Raw genomic sequence first — 21,623 nt, forward strand, 5'->3', positions numbered from 1 at the left:
TCAGGCCGCCGCCGCGTCGCCCTCCTGCTCCGCCTCGATGCGTGCGTTCCACTCCCGCTTGGAGGCCTGCCAGCCGTCCTCGTTGTGGCCCAGGCGCCAGTAGCCGGAGATCGACAGGTCCTCGCGCGGGATCGCGAGCTCGACGCGCAGCATCCGGCGCAGCTCCTTCACGAAGCCCGCCTCGCCGTGCACGAAGGCGTGCACCCGGCCCTCCGGGAACTCGAGCGCCCGTACCGCCTCGACCAGCGCCGCACCTGTCGGCCGGTCGCCGCGGTGCAGCCAGACGACCTCCACGTCGGAGTCGATCTTCTGCTCCTCCTCGGGGCCCGAGACCTCCACGAAGGCGCGCGCCGTGACGCCCTCGGGCAGCGACTCCAGGGAGCGGGCGATCGCGGGCAGGGCGCTCTCGTCACCGACGAGCAGATGCCAGTCGGCGCTCACGTCCGGCGCGTAGGCACCGCCGGGGCCCATGAAGTGCACGGTCTCGCCCGGCTGGACGCGCGTCGCCCACGGCCCGGCCAGGCCCTCGTCGCCGTGGATCACGAAGTCCAGGGTCAGCTCGCGCTGTTCGGGATTCCAGGCGCGCACCGTGTACGTCCGGGTCACCGGCCACTGCTCGCGCGGGAACTCCTCACGGATCCGCTGTAGGTCGAAGGGCTCGGGATAGGTCGCGCCGGCGGCCGGGAAGAGCAGCTTCACATAGTGGTCGGTGCAGGTGTCCGCGGCGAAGTCGGCCAGACCCTCGCCGCCGAGCACCACCCGCTGCATGTGCGGGGTCAGCCGTTCGGTGCGGACGACCTGGGCGGAATGGGGCTTCCGCGGCTTGCGTCCCGGACCTTCTGCCATGGCGGTCTCCCTGCTCCAATGGTTAGGTTTACCTAAGTTAGCATCCGGGGCCAGTTAACACCTCATCCTTAAGAGGGGGATGAGAGAGGGAGACCAGAGAGGGGGACGAGAGCGCACCCGCGGCACACCGCCCTGTGCGTCACGCCCCCAGCGTCACCAGCAGGCGCTGCAGGGAACCGCCCAGTCCCCAGCGCACCGACAGTTCCTCCAGCCTCCCCGCGTCGCGCGGCGCGCGCGGCAGTGTCGTGTCGACCTCCGGCAGCGGCACGTCGGCGGCGACCCGGACGACCGTCGGCGCGACGGCGACGTACGGGCGGGCCTCGTCCAGCCGCTTGCGCTGCGACGGCGTGAGCTTCGCCCCCGGGTCGTCGACCGCAGCCATGATCCCGGCCAGGTCGCCGAACTCGGCGAGCAGCTTGGCGGCCGTCTTCTCGCCGATGCCGGACACGCCCGGCAGGCCGTCGCTCGGGTCGCCGCGCAGCAGCGCCAGATCCGCGTACCCGCTGCCGTCGACCCCATACTTCCCGCGCAGCCACGCCTCGTCGGTCAGCTGCAGCGTGCCGACGCCCTTGAGGGGGTACAGCACCCGCACCCCGCGCGCGTCGTCCACCAGCTGGTACAGGTCACGGTCGCCGGTGACGATGTCGACCGGGCCCTCGGCGCGGGCGGTGAAGGTGCCGATGACGTCGTCCGCCTCGTAGCCCTCGACCCCGACCCGCGCGATGCCGAGCGCGTCCAGCACCTCCTCGATGACCGGTACCTGCGGCGAGAGCGTGTCCGGGACCTCCTCCTCGTCCGGTCCCGCCTCGTGCTCCTCGGCGACCCGGTGCGCCTTGTAGGAGGGGATGAGGTCGACCCGCCACCGGGGGCGCCAGTCCGCGTCCATGCACGCCACCAGGTGGTCCGGCCGGTGGTCCTTCACCAGCCGGTCGATGAAGTCCAGCAGTCCGCGCACGGCGTTCACCGGAGTGCCGTCCGGCGCCTTCACCGAGTCCGGCACGCCGAAGTAGGCGCGGAAGTAGAGGGAGGCGCTGTCGAGGAGCATCAGTCGTCCGGTCACGTCTCGCATCATGCCGTACCCGGGGGGCCTGTGAGCTGGGCCACTGATGTGTTTGCCTTCGGGGTGCTTGGGCAGGCGCCGCCCCGTTGTCGCCGAGACGAGAGGTACGTGTGTCAGCCAGCCTAGAGGCCGAGCATCTGTACAAGGTGTTCGGCAGACGACCGGACCAGGCAGTGGAAAGACTCCGGCAGGGAGCCGACCGGGAGGAGCTGCGCGCCGACGGCACCACCGCCGCCGTGATCGACGCCTCCTTCGAGGTGCGGCCCGGGCAGATCTTCGTGGTGATGGGTCTGTCCGGATCCGGCAAGTCCACGCTGCTGCGGATGCTCAACGGACTGCTGGAGCCGACCGCGGGACACGTGCGCTTCGGCGGCCGGGACCTGACCGCGCTCACCGACCGCGAACTGCGCGAGGTCCGGTCGCGGCAGATCAGCATGGTCTTCCAGCACTTCGCGCTCTTCCCGCACCGCACGGTCCGTGACAACGCCGCCTACGGCCTCGCCGTGCAGGGCGTGCCCCGCGCCGAGCGCGAACGCCGCGCCGACGAGGCGCTCGCCCTGTGCGGTCTGGCCGGCTGGGAGAAGTCCTGGCCCGACGAGCTGTCCGGCGGTATGCAGCAGCGCGTCGGCCTGGCCCGCGCGCTCGCCACGGACGCCGACCTGCTCCTGATGGACGAGTCCTTCAGCGCGCTCGACCCCCTGATCCGCCGCGACATGCAGGACCAGCTGCTGACCCTGCAGCAGACCCTGAAGAAGACGATCGTCTTCATCACCCACGACCTCAACGAGGCCATGCGCCTGGGCGACCGCATCGCGGTCATGCGTGACGGCCGGATCGTGCAGACCGGTACCGCCGAGGACATCCTGATCCGCCCGGCCGACGACTACGTCGCCTCCTTCACCAAGGACGTCGACCGCTCCCGGGTGCTCACCGCGGGCGCCGTCATGGACACCGGCGTACGCGGCGACGAGGCCGACTGCGGCTGCGAGACCGCGACCCCCGGCACCCCGTTCACCGAGCTGTGCGCGATCAGCGCCCGGCTCACCCACCCGGTCGCCGTGCTCGACGCCGGCCGACGGCTCGTCGGAGTCGTCCCCAGGCAGCGCCTCGTCGGCTTCCTCGGCGACGAGCAGGGCGGTCCCACCGCCTGCGACGGCGGGACCGACATGACCGAGAAGGTGACCGCCGGTGCCTAGGATCCACCTCGGCGACTGGGTCGACTCCGGAGTCGACTGGCTGGTCGCCCATCTGTCCTGGCTCTTCGACGCGATCCGCACGGTCGTGGAGGGCATGTACGACGGCATCGACGCCGTCCTGACCGCACCCGAGCCCCTGCTTCTGGCGGGCATCCTCGCGGTGCTCGCCTGGTGGCTGCGCGGGCTGGTCGCCGGGATCCTCGCGTTCGCCGGGTTCGCGCTCGTCGACTCGCTCGACCTGTGGGACCGGGCCATGTCGACGCTCGCCCTGGTGCTCGTCGCCACGGTGATCGCGCTGGTGATCTCCGTCCCGCTCGGTATCTGGGCCGCCCGCTCCAAGGCGGTCAGCGCGGCCGTCCGCCCGGTCCTGGACCTGCTCCAGACCATGCCGTCGATGGTCCTGCTGATCCCGGCCATCCTCTTCTTCGGCCTGGGCACGGCCGCCGGCGTCATCGCCACCCTGATCTTCGCCCTGGCCCCCGGCGTCCGCATGACCGAGCTGGGCATCCGCCAGGTCGACGCCGAACTGGTCGAGGCCGCGGAGGCGTTCGGCACAAGGCCCCGCGACATCCTGCTGCGCGTCCAGCTGCCGCTGGCGCTGCCGACCATCATGGCGGGCGTCAACCAGGTGATCATGCTGGGCCTGTCGATGGTCGTGATCGCCGGCATGGTCGGCACCGGCGGCCTCGGCGGCGCCGTCAACGAGGCCATCGGGCAGCTCGACATCGGCTTCGGCTTCGAGGCGGGCGTCGGCATCGTGGTCCTCGCCATCTACCTGGACCGCGTCACCAGCGCGCTCGGCACCCAGCTCTCCCCGCTGGGCCGCCGCGCCGCCGCCAGGACCCGCGCCGCGAGCGGCACCAAGGTGTGGGCCCACCGCCCGCGCCCGGCGGTCGCGGTGGTCGGCGTGGTCGTGCTGGCCCTGGTGGCCGGCGGCATGGGGATCTTCGGCTCCTCCGGCACCTCGCAGGCCTCCGCCACGGATGTCGGCAAGGGCAAGGAGATCAGGATCGGCTACATCCCCTGGGACGAGGGCATCGCCTCCACCTACCTGTGGAAGGAGATCCTGGAGGAACGCGGCTTCAAGGTCACCACCACCCAGTACGCGGCCGGCCCCCTCTACACCGGCCTCGCCACCGGCCAGCTCGACTTCCAGACCGACTCCTGGCTGCCCACCACTCACGCCGAGTACTGGAAGAAGTACGGCGACCGGCTCGACGACCTCGGCCGGTGGTACGGGCCCACCTCTCTGGAGCTGACCGTCCCCTCGTATGTCAAGGACGTGAACTCCCTCGCCGACCTGAAGGGCCACGCCTCCGAGTTCGACGGGAAGATCATCGGCATCGAGCCCAGCGCGGGCATGATGGGCCTGCTCAAGAGCAAGGTGCTGAAGGCGTACGGCCTCCAGGGCGCCTACGACGTCGTCGACGGCTCGACCCCGGCGATGCTCGCCGAGCTCAAGCGCGCGTACGCCAAGAAGCAGCCGGTCGTCGTCACCCTGTGGTCGCCGCACTGGGCCTACAGCGAGTACGGCCTGAAGAAGCTCAAGGACCCCCGGGGCGCCTGGGGCAAGGGCGACGGCGTGCACACCATCGCCCGTGAGGGCTTCGCCGCCGACAACCCCGAGGCCGGCAAGTGGCTGAAGGACTTCTCCATGACCGAGGAGCAGCTCACCGGGCTGGAGGCGCGGATCCAGAAGGCCGGCAAGGGCGAGGAGCAGGACGCCGTCCGCGCCTGGCTGAAGCAGCACCCCGGGCTGGTCGACAAGTGGGCGCCGGTCGCCGAGAAGGGGGCCGCGAGCCAGGCGGCCGGGTGACCTGACCGGCCCGGATCCGCCGCACGAGGGGTGGGCTCGCCGTACGCCGCCAGGCGTGGGGCGGCCCACCCCTCGTGGTGTACCGCCCCACCGACGGCACCGGCGGACCGGACTTTCGCCTACGAAAAGGATCCGGCCAACCACAGAGCGCTACTACCCCGCTGGTCAGCGGCTTCATCCCCGGGGAGGCGCCGGCGTCGGGCCCGTCGGCGCCGGCGCGATCCATGAGGTCGCACCGGTGCGACATGACATGGATGTGACCGCTGTGTGAAACGGTTTGCCGAACATGCGTAGGGTGCAGAGAAGTCATCAGAAGTGGTGCGCCCGATGCGGGGCACCCGGTCGGACGGCGGCGAGCGAAGGAGGGACGGAGCGATGGGCGACCACAAGGAACAGCAGCCCCTCCGGGTGGGCGCGGCCGTCCGGCGGCGTCGCCGCGCGCTGGAGCTCACCCTCGCCGTCGTGGCCGAGCGCAGCGGCCTGTCGGTTCCCTTCCTGAGCCAGATCGAGAACGACCGGGCGCGCCCGAGCAGAGGTTCCCTGGAGAAGGTCGCCGACGCGCTGCGCACCACCGCCGTCGAACTCCTCGCCGCCGCCGACCCGGCGTGCAGCGTGGACGTCGTCCGCGCCGAGGACACCGAGAGCGGCTTCGACCCCCAGGTGCGCTCCCTGGTGCGCGGTCACCACCAGCTGCACGCCTCCGAGTTCACCGGAGACCACGACGCGGGCCGCGAGTTCCAGCACCGCAACGACGAGTTGATGTACGTCGCCGACGGCGCGGTGGAGATCGAGGCGGAGGGCCGCGCCTACCGCCTCGGCCGCGGCGACACCCTCTACCTCACCGGTGGCGTGCGTCACCGTTGGCGGGCCACGGTCCCGGACACCAGAGTGATCGTCGTCGCGGTGGCCGAACACATCGAGGCGGTCAAGGACCGGTCCCGCTAGGGAAAGGTCTGCCGCGTGCGTGTCGTCTCCCTCGTGCCGTCCCTCAGTGAGGCGGTCGCCGTCACGCTGCCCGGTGTCCTGGTCGGCGCCACCGACTGGTGCACCCATCCGGCGGACCTCGACGTCACCCGTGTCGGCGGTACCAAGAACCCCCGGGCCGACGAGATCGCCGCTCTCGCCCCCGACCTGGTGATCGCCAACGAGGAGGAGAACCGCGCGGCCGACCTCGACGCCCTGCGCGCGGCGGGTCTGGAGGTCCTGGTCACCGAGGTCCGGGACGTGCCGCAGGCCTTCCGGGAGCTGGAAAGGGTGCTGGCCGCGTGCGGGGCGGGGGCCCGGCCGCGGTGGCTGGACGAGGCGGAGGAGGCCTGGTCGGCGCCGCCGGTGCCGGAGCGCCGTACGACGGCGGTCGTGCCGATCTGGCGGCGCCCCTGGATGGTGCTGGGCCGGGACACCTTCGCCGGCGATGTGCTGGCCCGGCTGGGCGTCGACCACCTCTACGCCGCCCACCCCGACCGCTATCCGCGCGTCCCCCTCGACGAGCTGCGGGCCGCCGCCCCCGATCTGGTCGTCCTGCCGGACGAGCCGTACCGCTTCACCGCCGAGGACGGCCCGGAAGCCTTCCCGGGGCTGAGCTGCGGACTTGTCAGTGGACGGCACCTGACCTGGTACGGACCGTCGCTGGCCGAGGCGCCGCGGGTGCTGGCCGGGGCCCTGCGAGCAGCTCTCCGCTGACCAGCCCGCGCGCCGTGCCCGCGCCCGCCGCCAGCCACGCGGCGACCAGCAGCAGGTACAGCCCGACCGCGAGGGCGTCGTAGGCGGCTAGCCCGGTGTGCCGGGCGAGGACGGTGGAGCCGGTGACGCAGGTGCCCACCGGGAACGTGAACGCCCACCAGGTCATCGAGAACCGCATACCGCGCCGCCGGGCCCGCACCACATGCGCCGTGGCGAGCCCCAGCCACAGCAGCGCGAAGCCCATCACCGGCACCCCGTACAGGACGGTGAGCACGGCGAAGCCCCGGTCGTAGGGGGCCGGCAGGACCCCGGGGGCCAGGCCCGCGACATTGCCGACGGCGGTGGTGGACTGCCCGAGCGGCCCCAGGACCAGGAACAGGGTCGGGGTCAGCGCGAGGGGCAGGGGCCCGCCGGTGATCAGCCGGGCGAAGACCAGCGGCAGCATCAGCAGCGTCGCGAGCAGGCTGAGCCCGAACATCGCGAAACAGGCGAGCAGCAGCGTCTGACGGGGCTGCCCCGGCGGCAGGTGCGGCACCAGTTGTGGCCCCAGCGCGGCCGACACCATGGGCGCGACCAGCGGCAGCAGCCACACGGGCGTGGCCTGCCCTGGTCCGGTCCGGTGGCGTACGGCCATGAGGTACGGCACGGCCACGGCGGACGCCAGGGCGACGGCCGTACCGGCGGTGAACAGCACGGCGTCCAGGGCCACCGCCCCCTCGCCGCCGATCCAGTCCCGGCCGGGGCCCAGGGCGCCGCCGCCGACCGCCAGCAGGGCCATGGCCAGGCAGCCGTAGAACGGGGCCGTCGCCGGGTCGAGGAGGTGGGCGCGGGCCTGGTCGCGATGGTGGGTCCAGTGCAGGGCCCGGGCGGCGAGGAGGGTCACGAGCAGGACGAGCGAAAGAGCCCAGACAGCGGCGCACAGCGGGCGCAGGCCGGCGACGCGGACGGGGAGCGCGGCCCCGGCGGTCGCCACCATCGCGGTGCCCATGACGGAGGCGTACCAGTTGGGGCCGAGGTGGCGAACTGCTGCGGTGACCATGGGACCACGGTCGCCCGGGCGGGCACCCGCGACCAGGGACCGCGTCCCTATGGGGGCATAAGCTGGTCTTATGAGCGAGGGCAGGAGCGGGGCCGAGGAACGGCGAGGGCCGGGATCGCTGGCGTACCGGGTGCCGGAGCTCGGGGCGCTGGAGCTGCTGCTGGCGGTGGCGCGGCTGGGCAGTCTCGGGGCGGCGGCCCGGGAGGTCGGCATCACGCAGCCCGCGGCGAGCAGCCGGATCCGGTCCATGGAGCGCCAGCTGGGCGTGGCCCTCGTGGACCGCTCGCCGCGCGGCTCGCGGCTCACGGACGCCGGTGCTCTGGTGACGGACTGGGCGCGGCGGGTGGTGGAGGCGGCGGAGGCCTTCGACGCGGGCGCGCAGGCGCTCAGGGACCGCCGGGACTCCCGGCTGCGGGTGGCGGCGAGCATGACCATCGCCGAGTACCTGCTGCCGGGCTGGCTCCTGGCCCTGCGCGCCGAACGCCCGGACACGGCGGTGTCCCTGCTGGCCGGCAACTCGGCGGCGGTGGCCGAGCGGCTGCTGGCCGACGAGGCCGACCTGGGCTTCGTGGAGGGCCTGACGGTGCCGGCCGGGCTGGACTCCGCGGTCATCGGCCACGACCGCCTGATCGTCGTCACCGCCCCCGCCCACCCCTGGGCCCGCCGTCGGCGTCCCCTCGCCGCCGCCGAGCTGGGCGCCACCCCGCTGATCCTCCGTGAGCGCGGCTCGGGCACCCGCCAGGTCCTGGACGCGGCCCTCGGCGGTCTGGCCCGCCCCCTCATCGAACTCTCCTCGACGACGGCGGTGAAGGCCTCGGCGGTCAGCGGCGCGGGCCCGGCCGTCCTCAGTGAACTCGCCGTGGGGGAGGAGCTGGCCATGCGCCGTCTGGTGAGCATCCCGGTGGAGGGTGTCTCCCTGGCCCGCGACCTGCGGGCGGTGTGGCCGACGGGGCACCGGCCGGTGGGCCCGGCGAGGGAGCTGTTGTCGCTGACCCGGGGATGACCTCAGGCTCACCTCACGAAGCCGCCCGTACCAGCGCCCGCATCACCCGCAGGTCCTCATCCATCTCCGGGTGCCACTGCACCCCGAGCACCCACCCGGCAAAGGCCGGCAGCTCGATCGCCTCCACCGTCCCGTCCTGCGCGTACGCCGACGCGAACAGGCCCTCGCCGAGCCGGTCCACCGCCTGGTGGTGGTAGGTCGGCACGGTCGTCTCCTCCGGTACGGCCTCGGCGTACCGGCTGCCCGGGACGGGCTTGACCGGGTGCCCGCCGAACACGCCGACCACCTCCGCGTGCCCGTCGAGATGCTGCACGAGCGTGCCGCCGAGTGCCACGTTCAGCAGCTGCATGCCCCGGCAGATGCCCAGCAGCGGCACTCGCGCGGCCAGTGCCGCGTCGACCAGGGCGAGCTCCCACGCGTCCCGGGCGGGGGCGGGAGGGCCGGTACGGGGGTCGCGCTCGGCGCCGTACCGGGACGGGTCCACGTCCGGGCCGCCCGCGATCACCAGACCGTCGAGCCGGGCCACCGTGGCCGCCGCGTGCCCGGGCTCGTCCGGCGGCAGCATCGCGACCAGCCCGCCGGCCCGCTGCACCAGACGCGGGTAGGCGGAGGGCAGGAGGGCCGCCTCCAGCTCCCACACGCCCCAGCGCGCCGCGGACTCCAGGTACGTACTGACGCCGATCAGCGGTCGTGCGGTCACTCGGCCTCCCCGGCTCTCATTGGTGTACGTGCATACCATTGTGGCTTCCGACGGGCAGGGCAAGCCCTCAGGTCAGGAACCCCCGCAGCAGCGCCGCCGTTCCCGCGCAGTGCTCCCGCGCGATCTCCCGCGCCCCGTCCGCGTCCCCGTCCAGCACCGCCTCGACCAGCGCGGTGTGCTGCCGCTGCGAGTGCTCCAGGTTGCGCACCAGGAGGGGGATGCAGTCCAGCAGATCGTTCACCGTCGCCCGGACGGCCGCGTACTGCGCGGTCAGCGTCGGCGAGCCGCACAGCTCCGCCAGGGTGAGGTGGAGCAGGGTGTCCAGGCGGCGGTAGCCGGCGAGCGGCGCGTCGTGCGTGCGGGCCAGCGCCTCGCGCAGCCGGGCCGCCTGCTCGCCGGTCAGCCCGTGCGTCGCGCACAGCCCGGCCGCGCCGGCCTCCAGCACCTCCCGGAAGCGGAGCACGTCCTCGATGTCGACCGCCAGGATCCGGCGCCGCAGCTCGTCCTCGCCGCCCGCGTCCGTGCGCGGCAGCACGAACGTGCCGCCGTACCGCCCGCGCCGGGACTCCACCAGGCCCTGGTCCTGGAGCACCTTCAGCACCTCGCGCAGCGTCACCCGGCTGATCCCCAGCCGCTCCGCCAGCTCCCGCTCGGCGGGCAGTCGCTCCCCGCCCGGCACCAGACCGAGCCGGACCACTTGCAGGATCTGCTCCAGCGCCTCCTCGAAGCCGTTGCCCGCCCGCACCGGCCGCAGCACCGGCGCGAGCCGGTCGCCCGGACCGTCCTCGGCATCCACTGACATCCGGCCGCGCCCCCTTCCCAAGCAATGGTTCTCCGCAATACCTTATGGCTCCCGGCCCGGCCGAAAAAGCGCGAAGACGCGCGAAGAAGCCGAAGGAGGCTCTCCCGTGGCAGACCGCACACCCCCGCTGAGCGTCGAGGAGCTGCACGCCCTCGTCGCAGGCGGTGAGATCGACACTGTCGTCCTGGCCTTCCCCGACATGCAAGGGCGGCTGCAGGGCAAGCGGTTCGCCGCACGCTTCTTCCTCGACGAGGTCCTCCAGCACGGCACCGAGGGCTGCAACTACCTCCTCGCCGTCGACACCGAGATGAACACCGTCGACGGTTACACCATGTCCTCCTGGGACCGCGGCTACGGCGACTTCGCCATGCACCCCGACCTGTCCACCCTGCGCCGTGTCCCCTGGAACGCGGGCACGGCCATGCTCATCGCCGACCTCGCCTGGAACGACGGCTCCCCGGTCCTCGCCGCGCCCCGCCAGATCCTGCGCCGCCAGCTGGAGCGCCTGGCGGAGCTCGGCTACACCGCCCAGGTCGGCACCGAGCTGGAGTTCATCGTCTTCAAGGACACCTACGAGCAGGCCTGGGACGCGAACTACCGGGGCCTCACCCCCGCCAACCAGTACAACATCGACTACTCGGTCCTCGGAACCGGCCGCATCGAGCCCCTGCTGCGCCGCATCCGCAACGAGATGGCCGGCGCAGGACTCACCGTCGAGTCCGCCAAGGGCGAGTGCAACCCCGGCCAGCACGAGATCGCCTTCCGGTACGACGAGGCCCTCGTCACCTGCGACCAGCACGCCGTCTACAAGACCGGCGCCAAGGAGATCGCCGCGCAGGAGGGCATGTCCCTCACCTTCATGGCCAAGTACAACGAGCGCGAGGGCAACTCCTGCCACATCCACCTCTCGCTCGCGGACGCGGACGGCGCCAACGCCATGGCCGGTGACCTCGAAGGCGGCATGTCGGAGGTGATGCGCCACTTCCTCGCCGGGCAGCTCGCCGCGCTCCGCGACTTCTCCCTCCTCTACGCCCCCAACATCAACTCCTACAAGCGCTTCCAGCCCGGCTCCTTCGCCCCGACCGCCGTCGCCTGGGGCCACGACAACCGCACCTGCGCCCTCCGCGTCGTCGGCCACGGCCGCTCCCTGCGCTTCGAGAACCGGCTGCCCGGCGGCGACGTCAACCCGCACCTGGCGGTGGCCGGGCTGGTGGCCGCGGGCCTGTACGGCATCGAGCAGAAGCTGGAGCTGCCCGAGGCCTGCCCCGGCAACGCCTACACCGCCGACTTCGCACACGTGCCCACCACCCTGCGCGAGGCCGCCGACCTCTGGGAGAACAGCACGATCGCCCGGGCCGCCTTCGGCGACGAGGTCGTCGCCCACTACCGCAACATGGCGCGCGTCGAACTCGACGCCTTCGACGCCGCGGTCACCGACTGGGAGCTGCGCCGCTCCTTCGAACGCATGTGAGGGATCACTTGTCCCAGCCGTATGAACTCGACATTTTCAACCCCGCGACGGAAGAGGTCATCGCGACCGTTCCCGGCGCCGTCGAGCAGGACGTCGACGCCGCCGTCCACCGCGCCGAGCGGGCCCAGCGCGCATGGGCCGCCGTCGCGCCCGCCGACCGGGCCCGGCTGCTGCGCCGCTTCGCCGCCGTGGTCGACGAACACATCGAGGAACTCGCCCGGTCGGAGGTCCGGGAGGCCGGCCACACCATCGGCAACGCCCGGTGGGAGGCGGGCAACGTCCGTGACCTCCTCGACTACGCGGCCGGGGGAGTGGAGCGGCTCGCGGGCCGGCAGATCCCGGTGCCCGGCGGCCTGGACGTCACCATCCTCGAACCGCTCGGCGTCGTCGGCGTGATCGCCCCCTGGAACTTCCCCCTGCCGATCGCCGCCTGGGGGACGGCCCCCGCCCTCGCGGCCGGGAACGCCGTCGTCCTCAAGCCCGCCGAGACCACCCCGCTCACCGCGCTGCGGCTCGCCGAACTCGCCCTGGAGGCCGGGCTCCCGGACCACCTCTTCCAGGTCCTGCCCGGACGCGGCGACATCGCGGGCGACGCGCTCGTACGGCACCCCCACGTCGCCAAGATCGTCTTCACCGGCTCCACCCGGGTCGGCAAGGGCGTCATGGCCCTGTGTGCCGACCAGGTCAAGCCGGTCACCCTCGAACTCGGCGGCAAGAGCCCCAACATCGTCTTCGCCGACGCCGACCTCAAGGCAGCCGTCGACCCCTTCTCCTTCCTCGACAACTCCGGCCAGGACTGCTGCGCCCGCACCCGCGTCCTGGTCCAGGAATCCGTGTACGACGAGGTCCGCGAATTGCTCGCCGACGCGCTGTCCGCCGTGGTGGTGGGCGACCCGGCCGACGAGAAGACCCAGATGGGTCCGCTGATCTCCCGTCAGCAGCTCGACCGGGTGAGGGGATTCGTACCCGAGGACGCGCCCGCCCTGCGCGGCAGCGCCCCCGACGGGCCCGGCTTCTGGTTCCCGCCGACCGTGCTCACCGGCGAGCGGCCCGACTCCGCCGCGGCCCGCGAGGAGATCTTCGGCCCCGTCGCCGTGCTGCTGCCGTTCACCGACGAGGAGGACGCGATCCGCCTCGCCAACGACACCCCGTACGGCCTCTCCGGCTCCATCTGGACCCGCGACATCGGTCGCGCCCTGCGGGTCTCCGGGGCCGTCCGCGCGGGCAACCTGTCCGTCAACTCGCACTCCAGCGTCCGCTACTGGACTCCGTTCGGCGGCTACAAGCAGTCCGGCCTCGGCCGCGAGCTCGGACCGGACGCCCTGACCGCCTTCACCGAAACCAAGAACGTCTTCATCAGCACGGAGGCCTGAGCCGCACATGACCGACAAGCCCGACAGCATCGCTGACATCATCTGCCGCCGCCTGGCCGGCCGTACCGCCGTCGTCACCGGAGCCGGCAGCGGCATCGGGCTCGCCACCGCCCGCCGGCTCGCCTCCGAGGGTGCGCACGTCGTCTGCGGCGACGTCGACGAGACCCGCGGCAAGGCCGCCGCCGAGGAGGTCGGCGGGCTCTTCGTGAAGGTCGACGTCACCGACCCCGACCAGGTCGAGGCCCTCTTCAAGGCCGCCCACGACACCTACGGCAGCGTCGACATCGCCTTCAACAACGCCGGCATCTCCCCGCCCGACGACGACTCCATCCTGGAGACCGGCCTGGAGGCCTGGAAGCGCGTCCAGGAGGTCAACCTCACCTCCGTCTACCTGTGCTGCAAGGCCGCCATCCCCTACATGCGCCGCCAGGGCAGGGGCTCCATCATCAACACCGCGTCCTTCGTCGCCCGTATGGGCGCGGCCACCTCGCAGATCTCCTACACCGCCTCCAAGGGCGGCGTCCTGGCCATGTCCCGAGAGCTGGGCGTGCAGTTCGCCCGGGAGGGCATCCGGGTCAACGCCCTGTGCCCGGGCCCGGTCAACACCCCCCTCTTGCAGGAGCTGTTCGCCAAGGACCCCGAGCGGGCCGCCCGCCGCCTGGTGCACATCCCGCTCGGCCGCTTCGCCGAGGCCGAGGAGATCGCCGCCGCCGTCGCCTTCCTGGCCAGCGACGACTCCTCCTTCGTCAACGCCACCGACTTCCTGGTGGACGGCGGAATCTCGGGCGCGTACGTCACCCCCTTGTAGGGAGGAACCTGTACGGTCCGGGTCATATGCGACACCTTCTCGCGTGGACCCTGGTCGCGGCCACCGCCCTGGCGGCCGCGACCACCGCCTCGGCGACGCCCGGACGCACCTCCTGCCCCCGCCTTCCGGGAGGGTGGTACGGCGACAACCGCGCCCACCTCCAGCAGGTGATCGACGAGCGCGGCGGCTGCGCCGCCCGCCCCGGCCCGCGCCCGGTCGCCGCCTTCGACTGGGACAACACCGTCGTCAAGAACGACGTCACCGACGCCACCCTCACCTGGGCCCTGCGGCACGACAGGATCCCGCGCCCGGCCCGCTGGAAGGACACCAGCGCCTGGCTCACGGACGCCGCGGACCGGGCCCTCACACAGGCCTGCGGCACGGGGACGGGCGCCCCCCTGCACACCGCCGCCGACCCGCACTGCACGGACGAGATCCTCCGGATCCGCGAGACCGGCACCACCATGAGCGGCGCCCCGGCCTTCACCGGCACCTGGAACCACCGGCGCACGGTCCCGCAGTACGCCTGGGTGCCCCAGCTCTTCGCAGGCCGCACCCCGGCCGAACTCGCCTCCTACGCCCGCGCGGCCCGCCGCGAGGCCCTGGCCGCCCCCGTCGGCGCGACCCGGACGGTCGGCACCCACACCGTCCCCGCCTACGTCCGCTACTACGACCAGCAGCGCGCGCTGATCCGTACACTGCGGCGGGCCGGATTCGACGTCTACGTCGTCTCCGCGGGCGCCGAGCCGATCACCGAGGTCTGGTCCCGGGCCGTCGGCGTCGACGCGGCCCACACCCTCGCCATCCGCTCCGTCCTCGACCGCCACGGCCGCATCACCGCCCGCACCGAGGGCTGCGGCGGCGTCCCCGCGACCCGGGGCGAGGTGATCCCGTACATCGACGGCAAGCGCTGCTGGATCAACCAGGAGGTGTACGGGGTCCACGGCGCCGCCGCCTGGCAGCGCCAGCCCTGGCCGCACCGGCCCGCGCTGGCGGCCGGCGACGCCGACACCGACGTCACCTTCGTCGGCGACGCCACCGGCGCCCATCTCGTCGTCAACCGCAACAAGCCCGAGCTGATGTGCCGGGCCTACGACGACGCCGACGGGCGCTGGCTGGTGAACCCCATGTTCCTCGAACCGCTGCCGCGCAGGCCGGCTCCGTACCCGTGCTCGACCAGCGCCCGCACCGCTCCCGACGGCACCCGGGGCCCGCTCCTGCGCGACGACGGCTCGGTGGTCCCGGACCGGCCGGACAGCGTCTACTGACGCCGGCCGGTCAGAGGAACGTGTGCCCCTCGCCCCGGTACGTCGGCACCGTCGCGGACACCGCGTCCCCCTCGATGAGATGCAGTTCGTCGAACCGCTCGCACAGCTCACCGGCCTTCGCGTGCCGGAACCACACCTTGTCGCCGATCAGCAGATCGTCGGCGGGCGAGCCGAGCAGCGGGGTCTGCACCTCGCCGGGCCCCTCCTGCGGGTCGTAGCGCAGCCCCTCCGGGAGGTACGGCACCGGCAGCCGGTCGGGACCGGGTGCGCCGGAGGCCGGGTAGCCGCCGCCGAGCACGGTCACGACCCCGACCCCCGGCCGCCGTACGACGGGCATGGCGAACAGGGCGGCCGGACGGCCGGTGAAGGACGTGTAGTTGTCGAACAGCCGCGGCACGTACAGCCCCGAACCGGCTCCGATCTCGGTGACGACGGCCTCCGCCGCGGTGTGCTGCACGCTGCCCGTGCCGCCGCCGTTGACGAACTCCAGGCCGGGCGCCACCGCCCGGACCGCCCGCACCACCGCGGCCCGCCGCTCGACCAGTTCACGCCGGGCCGTGGCCTGCATCAGCCGGACGGCACGCGAGCGGAAAGGCCGGCCGGCGACGGCGTCACCGACACCGGCGATGTGCCCCTCGTACGCCATGATCCCCACCAGCTTGAAACCCGGCCGCCGGGTCACCGCCCGCGCCAGGTCGGCGACCTGGGCGGGGGAGTGCAGCGGCGAACGGCGCGCACCCACCCGGACCCGGCCGCCGAGCAGCTTCAGCGAGGTGTCCAACTCCAGGCAGACCCGCACCACTTCACCGCCACCGGCCCGCGCGGCGTCGATCCGATCCAGCTGGGCGGGGTCGTCGATCACCACCGTGACGGCGGCGGCGAGCTTGGGATCGCCGGCGAGCTCGGCGTAACCGGCCCGGTCGGCGGACGGATAGGCGAGCAGCACGTCGTCGAAGCCGGAACGGGCGAGCCACAGCGACTCGGCCAGAGTGAAGGACATGATCCCCTCGAACCCGTCCTTCGCCAGCACCCGCTCCAGCAGGGCACGGCAGCGCACGGACTTGCTGGCCACGCGGATCGGCTTCCCGCCGGCCCGGCGGACGAGGTCGTCCGCGTTGGCGTCGAAGGCGTCCAGGTCCACGATCGCGAGAGGGGCGTCCAGATGGGCGGTGGCCCGGTCGTAACGGGCCCGGTCGGAGGCGCGCGCAGTCATGCACGAAGCCTGCCAGACAGGATTACCGCAGGGTAGGGGGACGTTCCGGGCAGATGCCCCGGGCTCGTGGACTGGTTCCCGTTCGACCGGGACCAAGCCGTAGAGTGACGCGCACACGCACGGTGGAACCACCTCGGCCGCTTGCCCTGCGCCGGGATGCCGGTCCACGTGTGCGGGTATGCGTAACGGCACGAGGAAGCGGGGGGTGCATGAGCACGGAAGCGCGGCACGCCCCCGTCCCCCCACGCCCTTCCCACGATCCCACCCCGACGGGCGACGACTCCCCGGAAGGGGACCGGCGGCCGGGGGCCTCCCGGGACACCGGCCCGGGCACGGTCCCCCACCGCAGAGAAGACGCTGACACCCCGTCGGATGCCGGTACGACGCCCGACGGCACCCCGTCCGGGGCGCGTGCGGAGGGCAGTGGCGACGGTTCCCCGGGCTCGCGTCCGGTGGGCGGCGGCGGTCCCTCGGGTTCGCGTACGGCGGGTGGCGACGCTCCGTCCGGGGTGCGTGCCACGAGCGGCGACGGCGGCTTCTTCGGTTCGCGTCCCGTAGCGGGTGGCGCCTCGTCGGGTTCGCGTACGGCGTCGGACGACGCGCCTTCCGGGGCGCGTGCGGCAGGCGGTGGTAGCAGCCCGTCGGGTTCGCGCGCCGGGGGCGGTGACGGCTTCTTCGGTTCGCGTCCCGCGGCGGGCGGTGCCTCGTCGGGTTCGCGTACGGCGTCCGGTGCCGCCCCCTCCGGGTCGCGTGCCGCAGGCGGTAGTGGCCCGTCGGGCTCGCGCGGCGGAAGCGGCGACGGCTCCTCGGGATCGCGGCCCGCGGGGGGCAGTGGCTCCTCGGGGCCGCGTACGGCCGCGAACGGTGCCCCGTCCGGCTCGCGTGGGCCGGGCGTGCCGGGGCGTTCCGGTTCGGCGGCGGGTCGGGCCACGGGTGAGGCGCACGCGGGCCGTACCGGCCAGGGCTCCTCGGACCAGCGGCCGGGCTTCCCGTACCTCCGCCCCGCCTTCGCCGCACGGAACCCCGCACCCACGGCCCCGCCGCCCCCCTCCTCGGCCCGTTTTCCCGATGCCCCGCCGTCCGTCGGTGGCGAGGCGGGTGGGGACGGTGTTCCGCCCCGGCCGAGCCACCGCCCGGCGGTGCCCCAGCGGCGTTCGGCCGCCCCGGCCGAGGTCCCCTCTTCGGCCCGTTTTCCCGATGCCCCGCCGTCCGTCGGTGGCGAGGCGGGTGGGGACGGTGTTCCGCCCCGGCCGAGCCACCGTCCCGTGGTGCCCCAGCGGCGTACCGGAGCCCCGGCCGAGACCGCCTCGGAGACCACCGCCCGGCTGCGCCCGATCCGGTCGGCCGCTCCGGAGACCGCGCGCGGAACCCGGACGTCTCCGCCCCCGGCGCCCCCGGCGGCGAGTGCCCCGGCCCTGACCCCGGACCCGGCGCTCTCCTGGAGCGCGGCCGTACCGGCCGTCGTGTCGTTCGGGGAGACCGAGGGGTACGACGAGCGCGGGCGGCCCCGGCCGCTGGGCGTGCGGGTAGGCCCCCGTACGGCCGCTGCCGCCGCCTGCGTGGTGCTCGGCCTTGGACTCATCGGCGGTGCGGTGACCGGGAGCTGGCTCACCGGAGGCGAGGGGAGCACCGCAGCCGTGGGCGGTTACGCCGCGGGCGCCGACCTGTGGCACAGCGTGCCCGTCGACCAGCTCTTCCCGCCCACCGTGGAAGGCACCGGCGCGGGCCCCGGCGGCGCCGACCGCACCTGGACACGGATCGCCGTCGCCCCCGACAGCGGCTGCGCCGACGCCTTCGACCCGCTGCTCAGGAAGGCGCTCGCACCCGTCGGCTGCCGCCGGCTGCTGCGCGCCACCTACACCGACGCCACCCAGAGCTATGTCACCACCGTCGGCCTGCTCTTCACCAAGGCCGACGCCGCCGCCATGACCTCCCTGGCCGCCCGCTTCGAGAAAGAGGGCCTGGACAGCCGCAGCGACCTGATGCCCCGCCCGTACGCCGCGAAGGGCACCGTCGCCGCGGGCTTCGGCGCCAAGCAGCGCGCCTCCTGGACCGTCTCCGTCCTCACCGACGCCCCGGTCGTCGCCTACTCCGTCTCCGGCTGGGCCGACAGCCGCCCCGTGGACGACCCGCAACCCGCGGCGGACGCCGTGCGCTCCGGCGCCACCACGGCCCCCGCCCAGGCGGGCCTCGGCAACGAGGCGCGGGGCCTCGCCGACCGCATCGAACGGAACCTGCGCAAGACCGTCAGCTCGGCCACGGAGAGCCCCTCATGAACCGTACGGCCGGGGCTGCCCTGAGCCTCCTCCTCGCCGGCTCGATCGCCCTCCTGCCGTCCACCGTGGCGCACGCCGACAGCATCCGCGCCAAGCAGTGGGCCCTGTCCGCCATGCACACCCAGGAGGCCTGGCGCACCACCAAGGGGAGCGGCATCACCGTCGCCGTCCTGGACACCGGTGTCGAGGAGGACCACCCGGACCTGGAGGGCAACGTCCTGACCGGCAGGGACATGATCGGCTTCGGCGCCCAGCGCGGCGACCGCACCTGGGCCCGGCACGGCACCGCGATGGCCGGCATCATCGCCGGCCACGGACACGGGCCCGGCGACGGCGACGGCGTCATGGGCGTCGCCCCCGAGGCGAGGATCCTCCCCGTCCGGGTGATCCTGGAGGACGGCGACCCCGCCCGCAGCAAGGCCCGCTCCACCCGCGGCGACGCCCTCGCCGAGGGCATCCGCTGGGCCGCCGACCAGGGCGCCGACGTCATCAACCTCTCCCTCGGCGACGACTCCGCCTCCGCCCACCCCGAACCCAGCGAGGACGAGGCCGTCCAGTACGCCCTCAAGAAGGGCGCCGTCGTGGTCGCCTCGGCCGGCAACGGCGGCGAGAAGGGCGACCACATCTCCTACCCGGCCGCCTACCCGGGCGTCATCGCCGCGACCGCCGTCGACCGCTACGGCACCCGCGCCTCCTTCTCCACCCGGCGCTGGTACGCCACCGTCAGCGCGCCCGGCGTCAACGTCGTCATCGCCGACCCGGACCACAAGTACTACGAGGGCTGGGGGACGAGCGCGGCGTCCGCGTTCGTCTCCGGCGCCGTCGCGCTGGTCAAGGCCGCCCATCCCGGTCTGACCCCGGCCCAGATCAAGAAGCTCCTGGAGGACACCGCCCGGGACACCCCCAGCGACGGCCGCGACGACTCCCGGGGCTACGGCTTCGTCGATCCCGCCGCCGCCATCAAGGCCGCCGCCCGCCTCGAGCCGGACGGCCTCCACTCGGCCGCCTACGGCGACAAGTACTTCGGCTCCGGCCCGGACGTGGCCGAGGACACCGACGGATCGTCGGGCTGGGCGGGACCGCTGGCCGGCAGCACCGGAGGGGTGCTCCTCGTCGCGGCGGTCGTCCTGTGGCGGAGCCGCCGCCGGGAGCGGGAGCACGACGGCTACTGAGGGCCACCGGTCACCCCGCCCGGGACGCCGAGGCCGACGCGGTACCCGCGCCGGTCCCGGTGAACGCCGACACCGCGGCCTTCGCCGCCGACTCGACCAGCGAAATGCCCTTCTCCTGGCTCGCGTTGCCGTTCGACAGCACCGCGACCAGGTAGTCGTCGCCGTCGACCGTCACCCGCCCGATGCTGTTGACGTCCCACAGGCCCGTCGTGCTGCGCGCCAGCCACCCGTTCTTCAGCGCCCACGCGGAGCCGTCGGCCGCGGCCGAAACCCCCCAGTGCTGATCGGACTCGATGTTCTCCATCAGCCCCCGCAGATAGGCCCGCGAGGCGTCGCTGAGCTCGGAGTCGTCCGCGAACACCTGCTGGAGCAAGGTCAGTTGGTCCGCGACGTCGGTCTGGGTGAGCCCCCACAGCATGCCGTCGCCGCCCGTGGTCCCCGTGAGCCCGAAGCGCTTGTTGGCGGCGTCCAGCCCGTCCGCCTTGCCGATGGTCCGCCACAGCGCCGACGCCGAGTCGTTGTCGCTGTTCTCGATCATCTTCGTGGCGTACGCCTTCTCGGCCGCCGTGAGATGCCGGCCCGCGTCCTGCGCCTGCAGCAGCAGTGTCGCCAGGATGTCGACCTTGACGATGCTCGCCGTGTCGAAGGCGGCGTCGTCGCCATATGCCGCGCTCTCCCCGGAGGCCAGGGCCAGCACGGCCGCCGACACCTTCGCGGGCGACGGCACGGTCACCGAGGCCATGGCCTTCGACAGCAGCGCGTCCCGCCGCACGGCCGGCTGGGCCACGGGTTCCACCGACGCCTCCCCACTCGCCGAGGCCGAGGAGGAGGCCGACGGCGACGCCACCGACGATACGGCGCCGCCACCGGTGTGCGCCCGCGCTTTCACGTACACCGTCCCGGCCGCCGTCACCCCGACGACGGCGACGGCGGCGACGGCGAGGTGGACGAGCGGACGGCGCCGGGGCGGACGAGCGCGGCGGCGTCGGCGGGCTCTGGAAGACTCCATGACCGCGATGCTGGGGGCGGGGACTGTGCGCCCCGTTAGACGAGAGTTAGAAGTGCGTCAGGGAAATCTGAGATTCCTGTGAAAGCTGTGACCGCCGGGTTTCCGGGGCCGCACAAGCCCAGCAGCATCCCCCCTATAGGGTCGGTGACCGTGGCGAACAAGAACATTCCCGACCCCGGCTTCTCCGACGACGACGGCTCCGCCGACCCCCGGCTGAGCGCCGCGCTCGCCGCTTGGTCCGAGGACCGCACCGCCGTCGGCCCGGTCCTGGAGGCGCTCAGGGGCGCCCGGCTGCTGGTCCCGGTCGTGGCCGTGCTCGGTGAGGTCGAGGAGGACGAGAACGGACTGCGCCGCGAGAAGACCAGCGACATGGCCGTGCCGACCCTGAAGGCGGGTCAGCGCACCGCCCTCCCGGCCTTCACCTCCACCGACTCCCTGGCCCGCTGGGATCCCGGGGCCCGGCCCGTCGCCGTACCCCTGCACCAGGCCCTCCAGGCCGCCGCGCACGAGAAGGCGGACACGATCGTGCTGGACCTGTCCGGTCCGGTGCCGTTCGAGCTGTCGGGCCCCGCGCTGCTCGCTCTCGCCGAGGGCCGTGCGACGACCGACCCGCTGGCCGACCCGGCCGTCGTCGAGGCCGTCCGCACCGCCGTGGCCGCCGAACCCGCCGTGCTCCGCGCCCACCTCGGGCCCGGTCAGGCCGACGGCACCCTCGCCCTGGTCCTCGATCCGGCCGCCGGACCCGCCGAGGCCGCCCGCTCGGTCGCCCAGCGCCTCGCCGCCGACGAAACACTCAGGGCCCGCCTGGTGCGCGGTCTCGACCTGGCACTCCTGCCGGCCGGGACGACGCCTCCGGGCGAGCCCGTGTTCGTACGAGAGTGAATCTGGACT

At 73.5% G+C, this 21,623-nt stretch carries 19 protein-coding genes; 12 read left to right on the forward strand and 7 right to left on the reverse strand.

From position 1 onward, the window contains the following. Positions 1 to 846 (reverse strand): siderophore-interacting protein, encoded by an 846-nt coding sequence (locus ACZ7L0_RS31665; protein WP_471245961.1) that lies wholly within the window; start codon positions 844 to 846, stop codon positions 1 to 3. 139 nt (positions 847 to 985) lie between these two features. Then, positions 986 to 1,915 carry a 5'-3' exonuclease gene (locus ACZ7L0_RS31670; RefSeq protein ID WP_471246084.1) on the reverse strand — a complete coding sequence of 310 codons (930 nt, stop codon included), beginning with the start codon at positions 1,913 to 1,915 and terminating at the stop codon, positions 986 to 988. Positions 1,916 to 2,016: 101 nt separating this feature from the next. On the opposite strand from ACZ7L0_RS31670, the gene ACZ7L0_RS31675 reads away from it, so the two are divergent. From ACZ7L0_RS31675 to ACZ7L0_RS31690, 4 genes are all read left to right on the forward strand, one after another. Continuing rightward, positions 2,017 to 3,102 carry a quaternary amine ABC transporter ATP-binding protein gene (locus ACZ7L0_RS31675; RefSeq protein WP_471245962.1) on the forward strand — a complete coding sequence of 362 codons (1,086 nt, stop codon included), beginning with the start codon at positions 2,017 to 2,019 and terminating at the stop codon, positions 3,100 to 3,102. Next, positions 3,095 to 4,918, forward strand: a complete 1,824-nt coding sequence (locus ACZ7L0_RS31680) for an ABC transporter permease/substrate binding protein (RefSeq protein WP_471245963.1) — start codon at positions 3,095 to 3,097, stop codon at positions 4,916 to 4,918. Before ACZ7L0_RS31675 ends, ACZ7L0_RS31680 begins: the two co-directional genes overlap by 8 nt. 375 nt (positions 4,919 to 5,293) lie before the next feature. Continuing rightward, positions 5,294 to 5,863 (forward strand): helix-turn-helix domain-containing protein, encoded by a 570-nt coding sequence (locus ACZ7L0_RS31685; RefSeq protein WP_471245964.1) that lies wholly within the window; start codon positions 5,294 to 5,296, stop codon positions 5,861 to 5,863. 15 nt (positions 5,864 to 5,878) lie between these two features. Beyond that, positions 5,879 to 6,598 carry a helical backbone metal receptor gene (locus ACZ7L0_RS31690; protein WP_471245965.1) on the forward strand — a complete coding sequence of 240 codons (720 nt, stop codon included), beginning with the start codon at positions 5,879 to 5,881 and terminating at the stop codon, positions 6,596 to 6,598. Here the strand turns inward: ACZ7L0_RS31690 and ACZ7L0_RS31695 are convergent. After that, positions 6,510 to 7,637, reverse strand: a complete 1,128-nt coding sequence (locus ACZ7L0_RS31695; RefSeq protein ID WP_471245966.1) for a TDT family transporter — start codon at positions 7,635 to 7,637, stop codon at positions 6,510 to 6,512. The genes ACZ7L0_RS31690 and ACZ7L0_RS31695 overlap by 89 nt on opposite strands. 70 nt (positions 7,638 to 7,707) lie before the next feature. On the opposite strand from ACZ7L0_RS31695, the gene ACZ7L0_RS31700 reads away from it, so the two are divergent. Continuing rightward, positions 7,708 to 8,640: a LysR family transcriptional regulator gene (locus ACZ7L0_RS31700; RefSeq protein ID WP_471245967.1), complete on the forward strand. Its 933-nt coding sequence runs from the start codon at positions 7,708 to 7,710 to the stop codon at positions 8,638 to 8,640. Between the two features lie 13 nt (positions 8,641 to 8,653). Here the strand turns inward: ACZ7L0_RS31700 and ACZ7L0_RS31705 are convergent, their stop codons facing one another. Continuing rightward, positions 8,654 to 9,340: a gamma-glutamyl-gamma-aminobutyrate hydrolase family protein gene (locus ACZ7L0_RS31705; RefSeq protein WP_471245968.1), complete on the reverse strand. Its 687-nt coding sequence runs from the start codon at positions 9,338 to 9,340 to the stop codon at positions 8,654 to 8,656. A gap of 67 nt (positions 9,341 to 9,407) precedes the next feature. Then, complete coding sequence (locus ACZ7L0_RS31710) at positions 9,408 to 10,142, reverse strand: FadR/GntR family transcriptional regulator (RefSeq protein WP_471245969.1); 735 nt, start codon at positions 10,140 to 10,142, stop codon at positions 9,408 to 9,410. 106 nt (positions 10,143 to 10,248) lie between these two features. Between ACZ7L0_RS31710 and ACZ7L0_RS31715 the strand changes: the two genes are divergently transcribed. The 4 genes from ACZ7L0_RS31715 to ACZ7L0_RS31730 are packed head-to-tail and all read left to right on the forward strand — an operon-like array spanning position 10,249 to position 15,062. After that, on the forward strand, positions 10,249 to 11,613 hold the full coding sequence (locus tag ACZ7L0_RS31715; RefSeq protein WP_471245970.1) for a glutamine synthetase family protein: 1,365 nt from the start codon (positions 10,249 to 10,251) through the stop codon (positions 11,611 to 11,613). An 8-nt stretch (positions 11,614 to 11,621) separates the two neighbouring features. Continuing rightward, complete coding sequence (locus tag ACZ7L0_RS31720; protein ID WP_471245971.1) at positions 11,622 to 12,986, forward strand: aldehyde dehydrogenase family protein; 1,365 nt, start codon at positions 11,622 to 11,624, stop codon at positions 12,984 to 12,986. Positions 12,987 to 12,993: 7 nt separating this feature from the next. Then, a complete protein-coding gene (locus ACZ7L0_RS31725; protein WP_471245972.1) occupies positions 12,994 to 13,794 on the forward strand; it encodes a 3-oxoacyl-ACP reductase in 801 nt (266 codons plus the stop codon). A gap of 26 nt (positions 13,795 to 13,820) precedes the next feature. Then, positions 13,821 to 15,062, forward strand: coding sequence for an HAD family hydrolase (locus ACZ7L0_RS31730; protein WP_471245973.1), 1,242 nt, complete (start codon positions 13,821 to 13,823; stop codon positions 15,060 to 15,062). A gap of 10 nt (positions 15,063 to 15,072) precedes the next feature. Here ACZ7L0_RS31730 and ACZ7L0_RS31735 read toward each other — a convergent pair whose 3' ends face one another. Then, a complete protein-coding gene (locus ACZ7L0_RS31735; protein ID WP_471245974.1) occupies positions 15,073 to 16,275 on the reverse strand; it encodes an amino acid deaminase/aldolase in 1,203 nt (400 codons plus the stop codon). Positions 16,276 to 17,738: 1,463 nt separating this feature from the next. Here ACZ7L0_RS31735 and ACZ7L0_RS31740 point away from each other — a divergent pair. Together ACZ7L0_RS31740 and mycP are read left to right on the forward strand one after the other, a co-directional pair. Continuing rightward, entirely contained in the window at positions 17,739 to 18,551 is an 813-nt protein-coding gene (locus tag ACZ7L0_RS31740) for a hypothetical protein (protein ID WP_471246085.1), read from the forward strand. Continuing rightward, on the forward strand, positions 18,548 to 19,723 hold the full coding sequence (mycP, locus tag ACZ7L0_RS31745) for a type VII secretion-associated serine protease mycosin (RefSeq protein ID WP_471245975.1): 1,176 nt from the start codon (positions 18,548 to 18,550) through the stop codon (positions 19,721 to 19,723). Before ACZ7L0_RS31740 ends, mycP begins: the two co-directional genes overlap by 4 nt. 10 nt (positions 19,724 to 19,733) lie before the next feature. On the opposite strand, the gene ACZ7L0_RS31750 is transcribed toward mycP, so the two are convergent. Beyond that, on the reverse strand, positions 19,734 to 20,732 hold the full coding sequence (locus ACZ7L0_RS31750) for a serine hydrolase (protein ID WP_471245976.1): 999 nt from the start codon (positions 20,730 to 20,732) through the stop codon (positions 19,734 to 19,736). Between the two features lie 150 nt (positions 20,733 to 20,882). Between ACZ7L0_RS31750 and ACZ7L0_RS31755 the strand changes: the two genes are divergently transcribed. Next, entirely contained in the window at positions 20,883 to 21,614 is a 732-nt protein-coding gene (locus ACZ7L0_RS31755; protein WP_471245977.1) for an SseB family protein, read from the forward strand. Positions 21,615 to 21,623 lie beyond the last annotated feature (9 nt).

Source organism: Streptomyces sp. NPDC039424 (assembly GCF_055639495.1).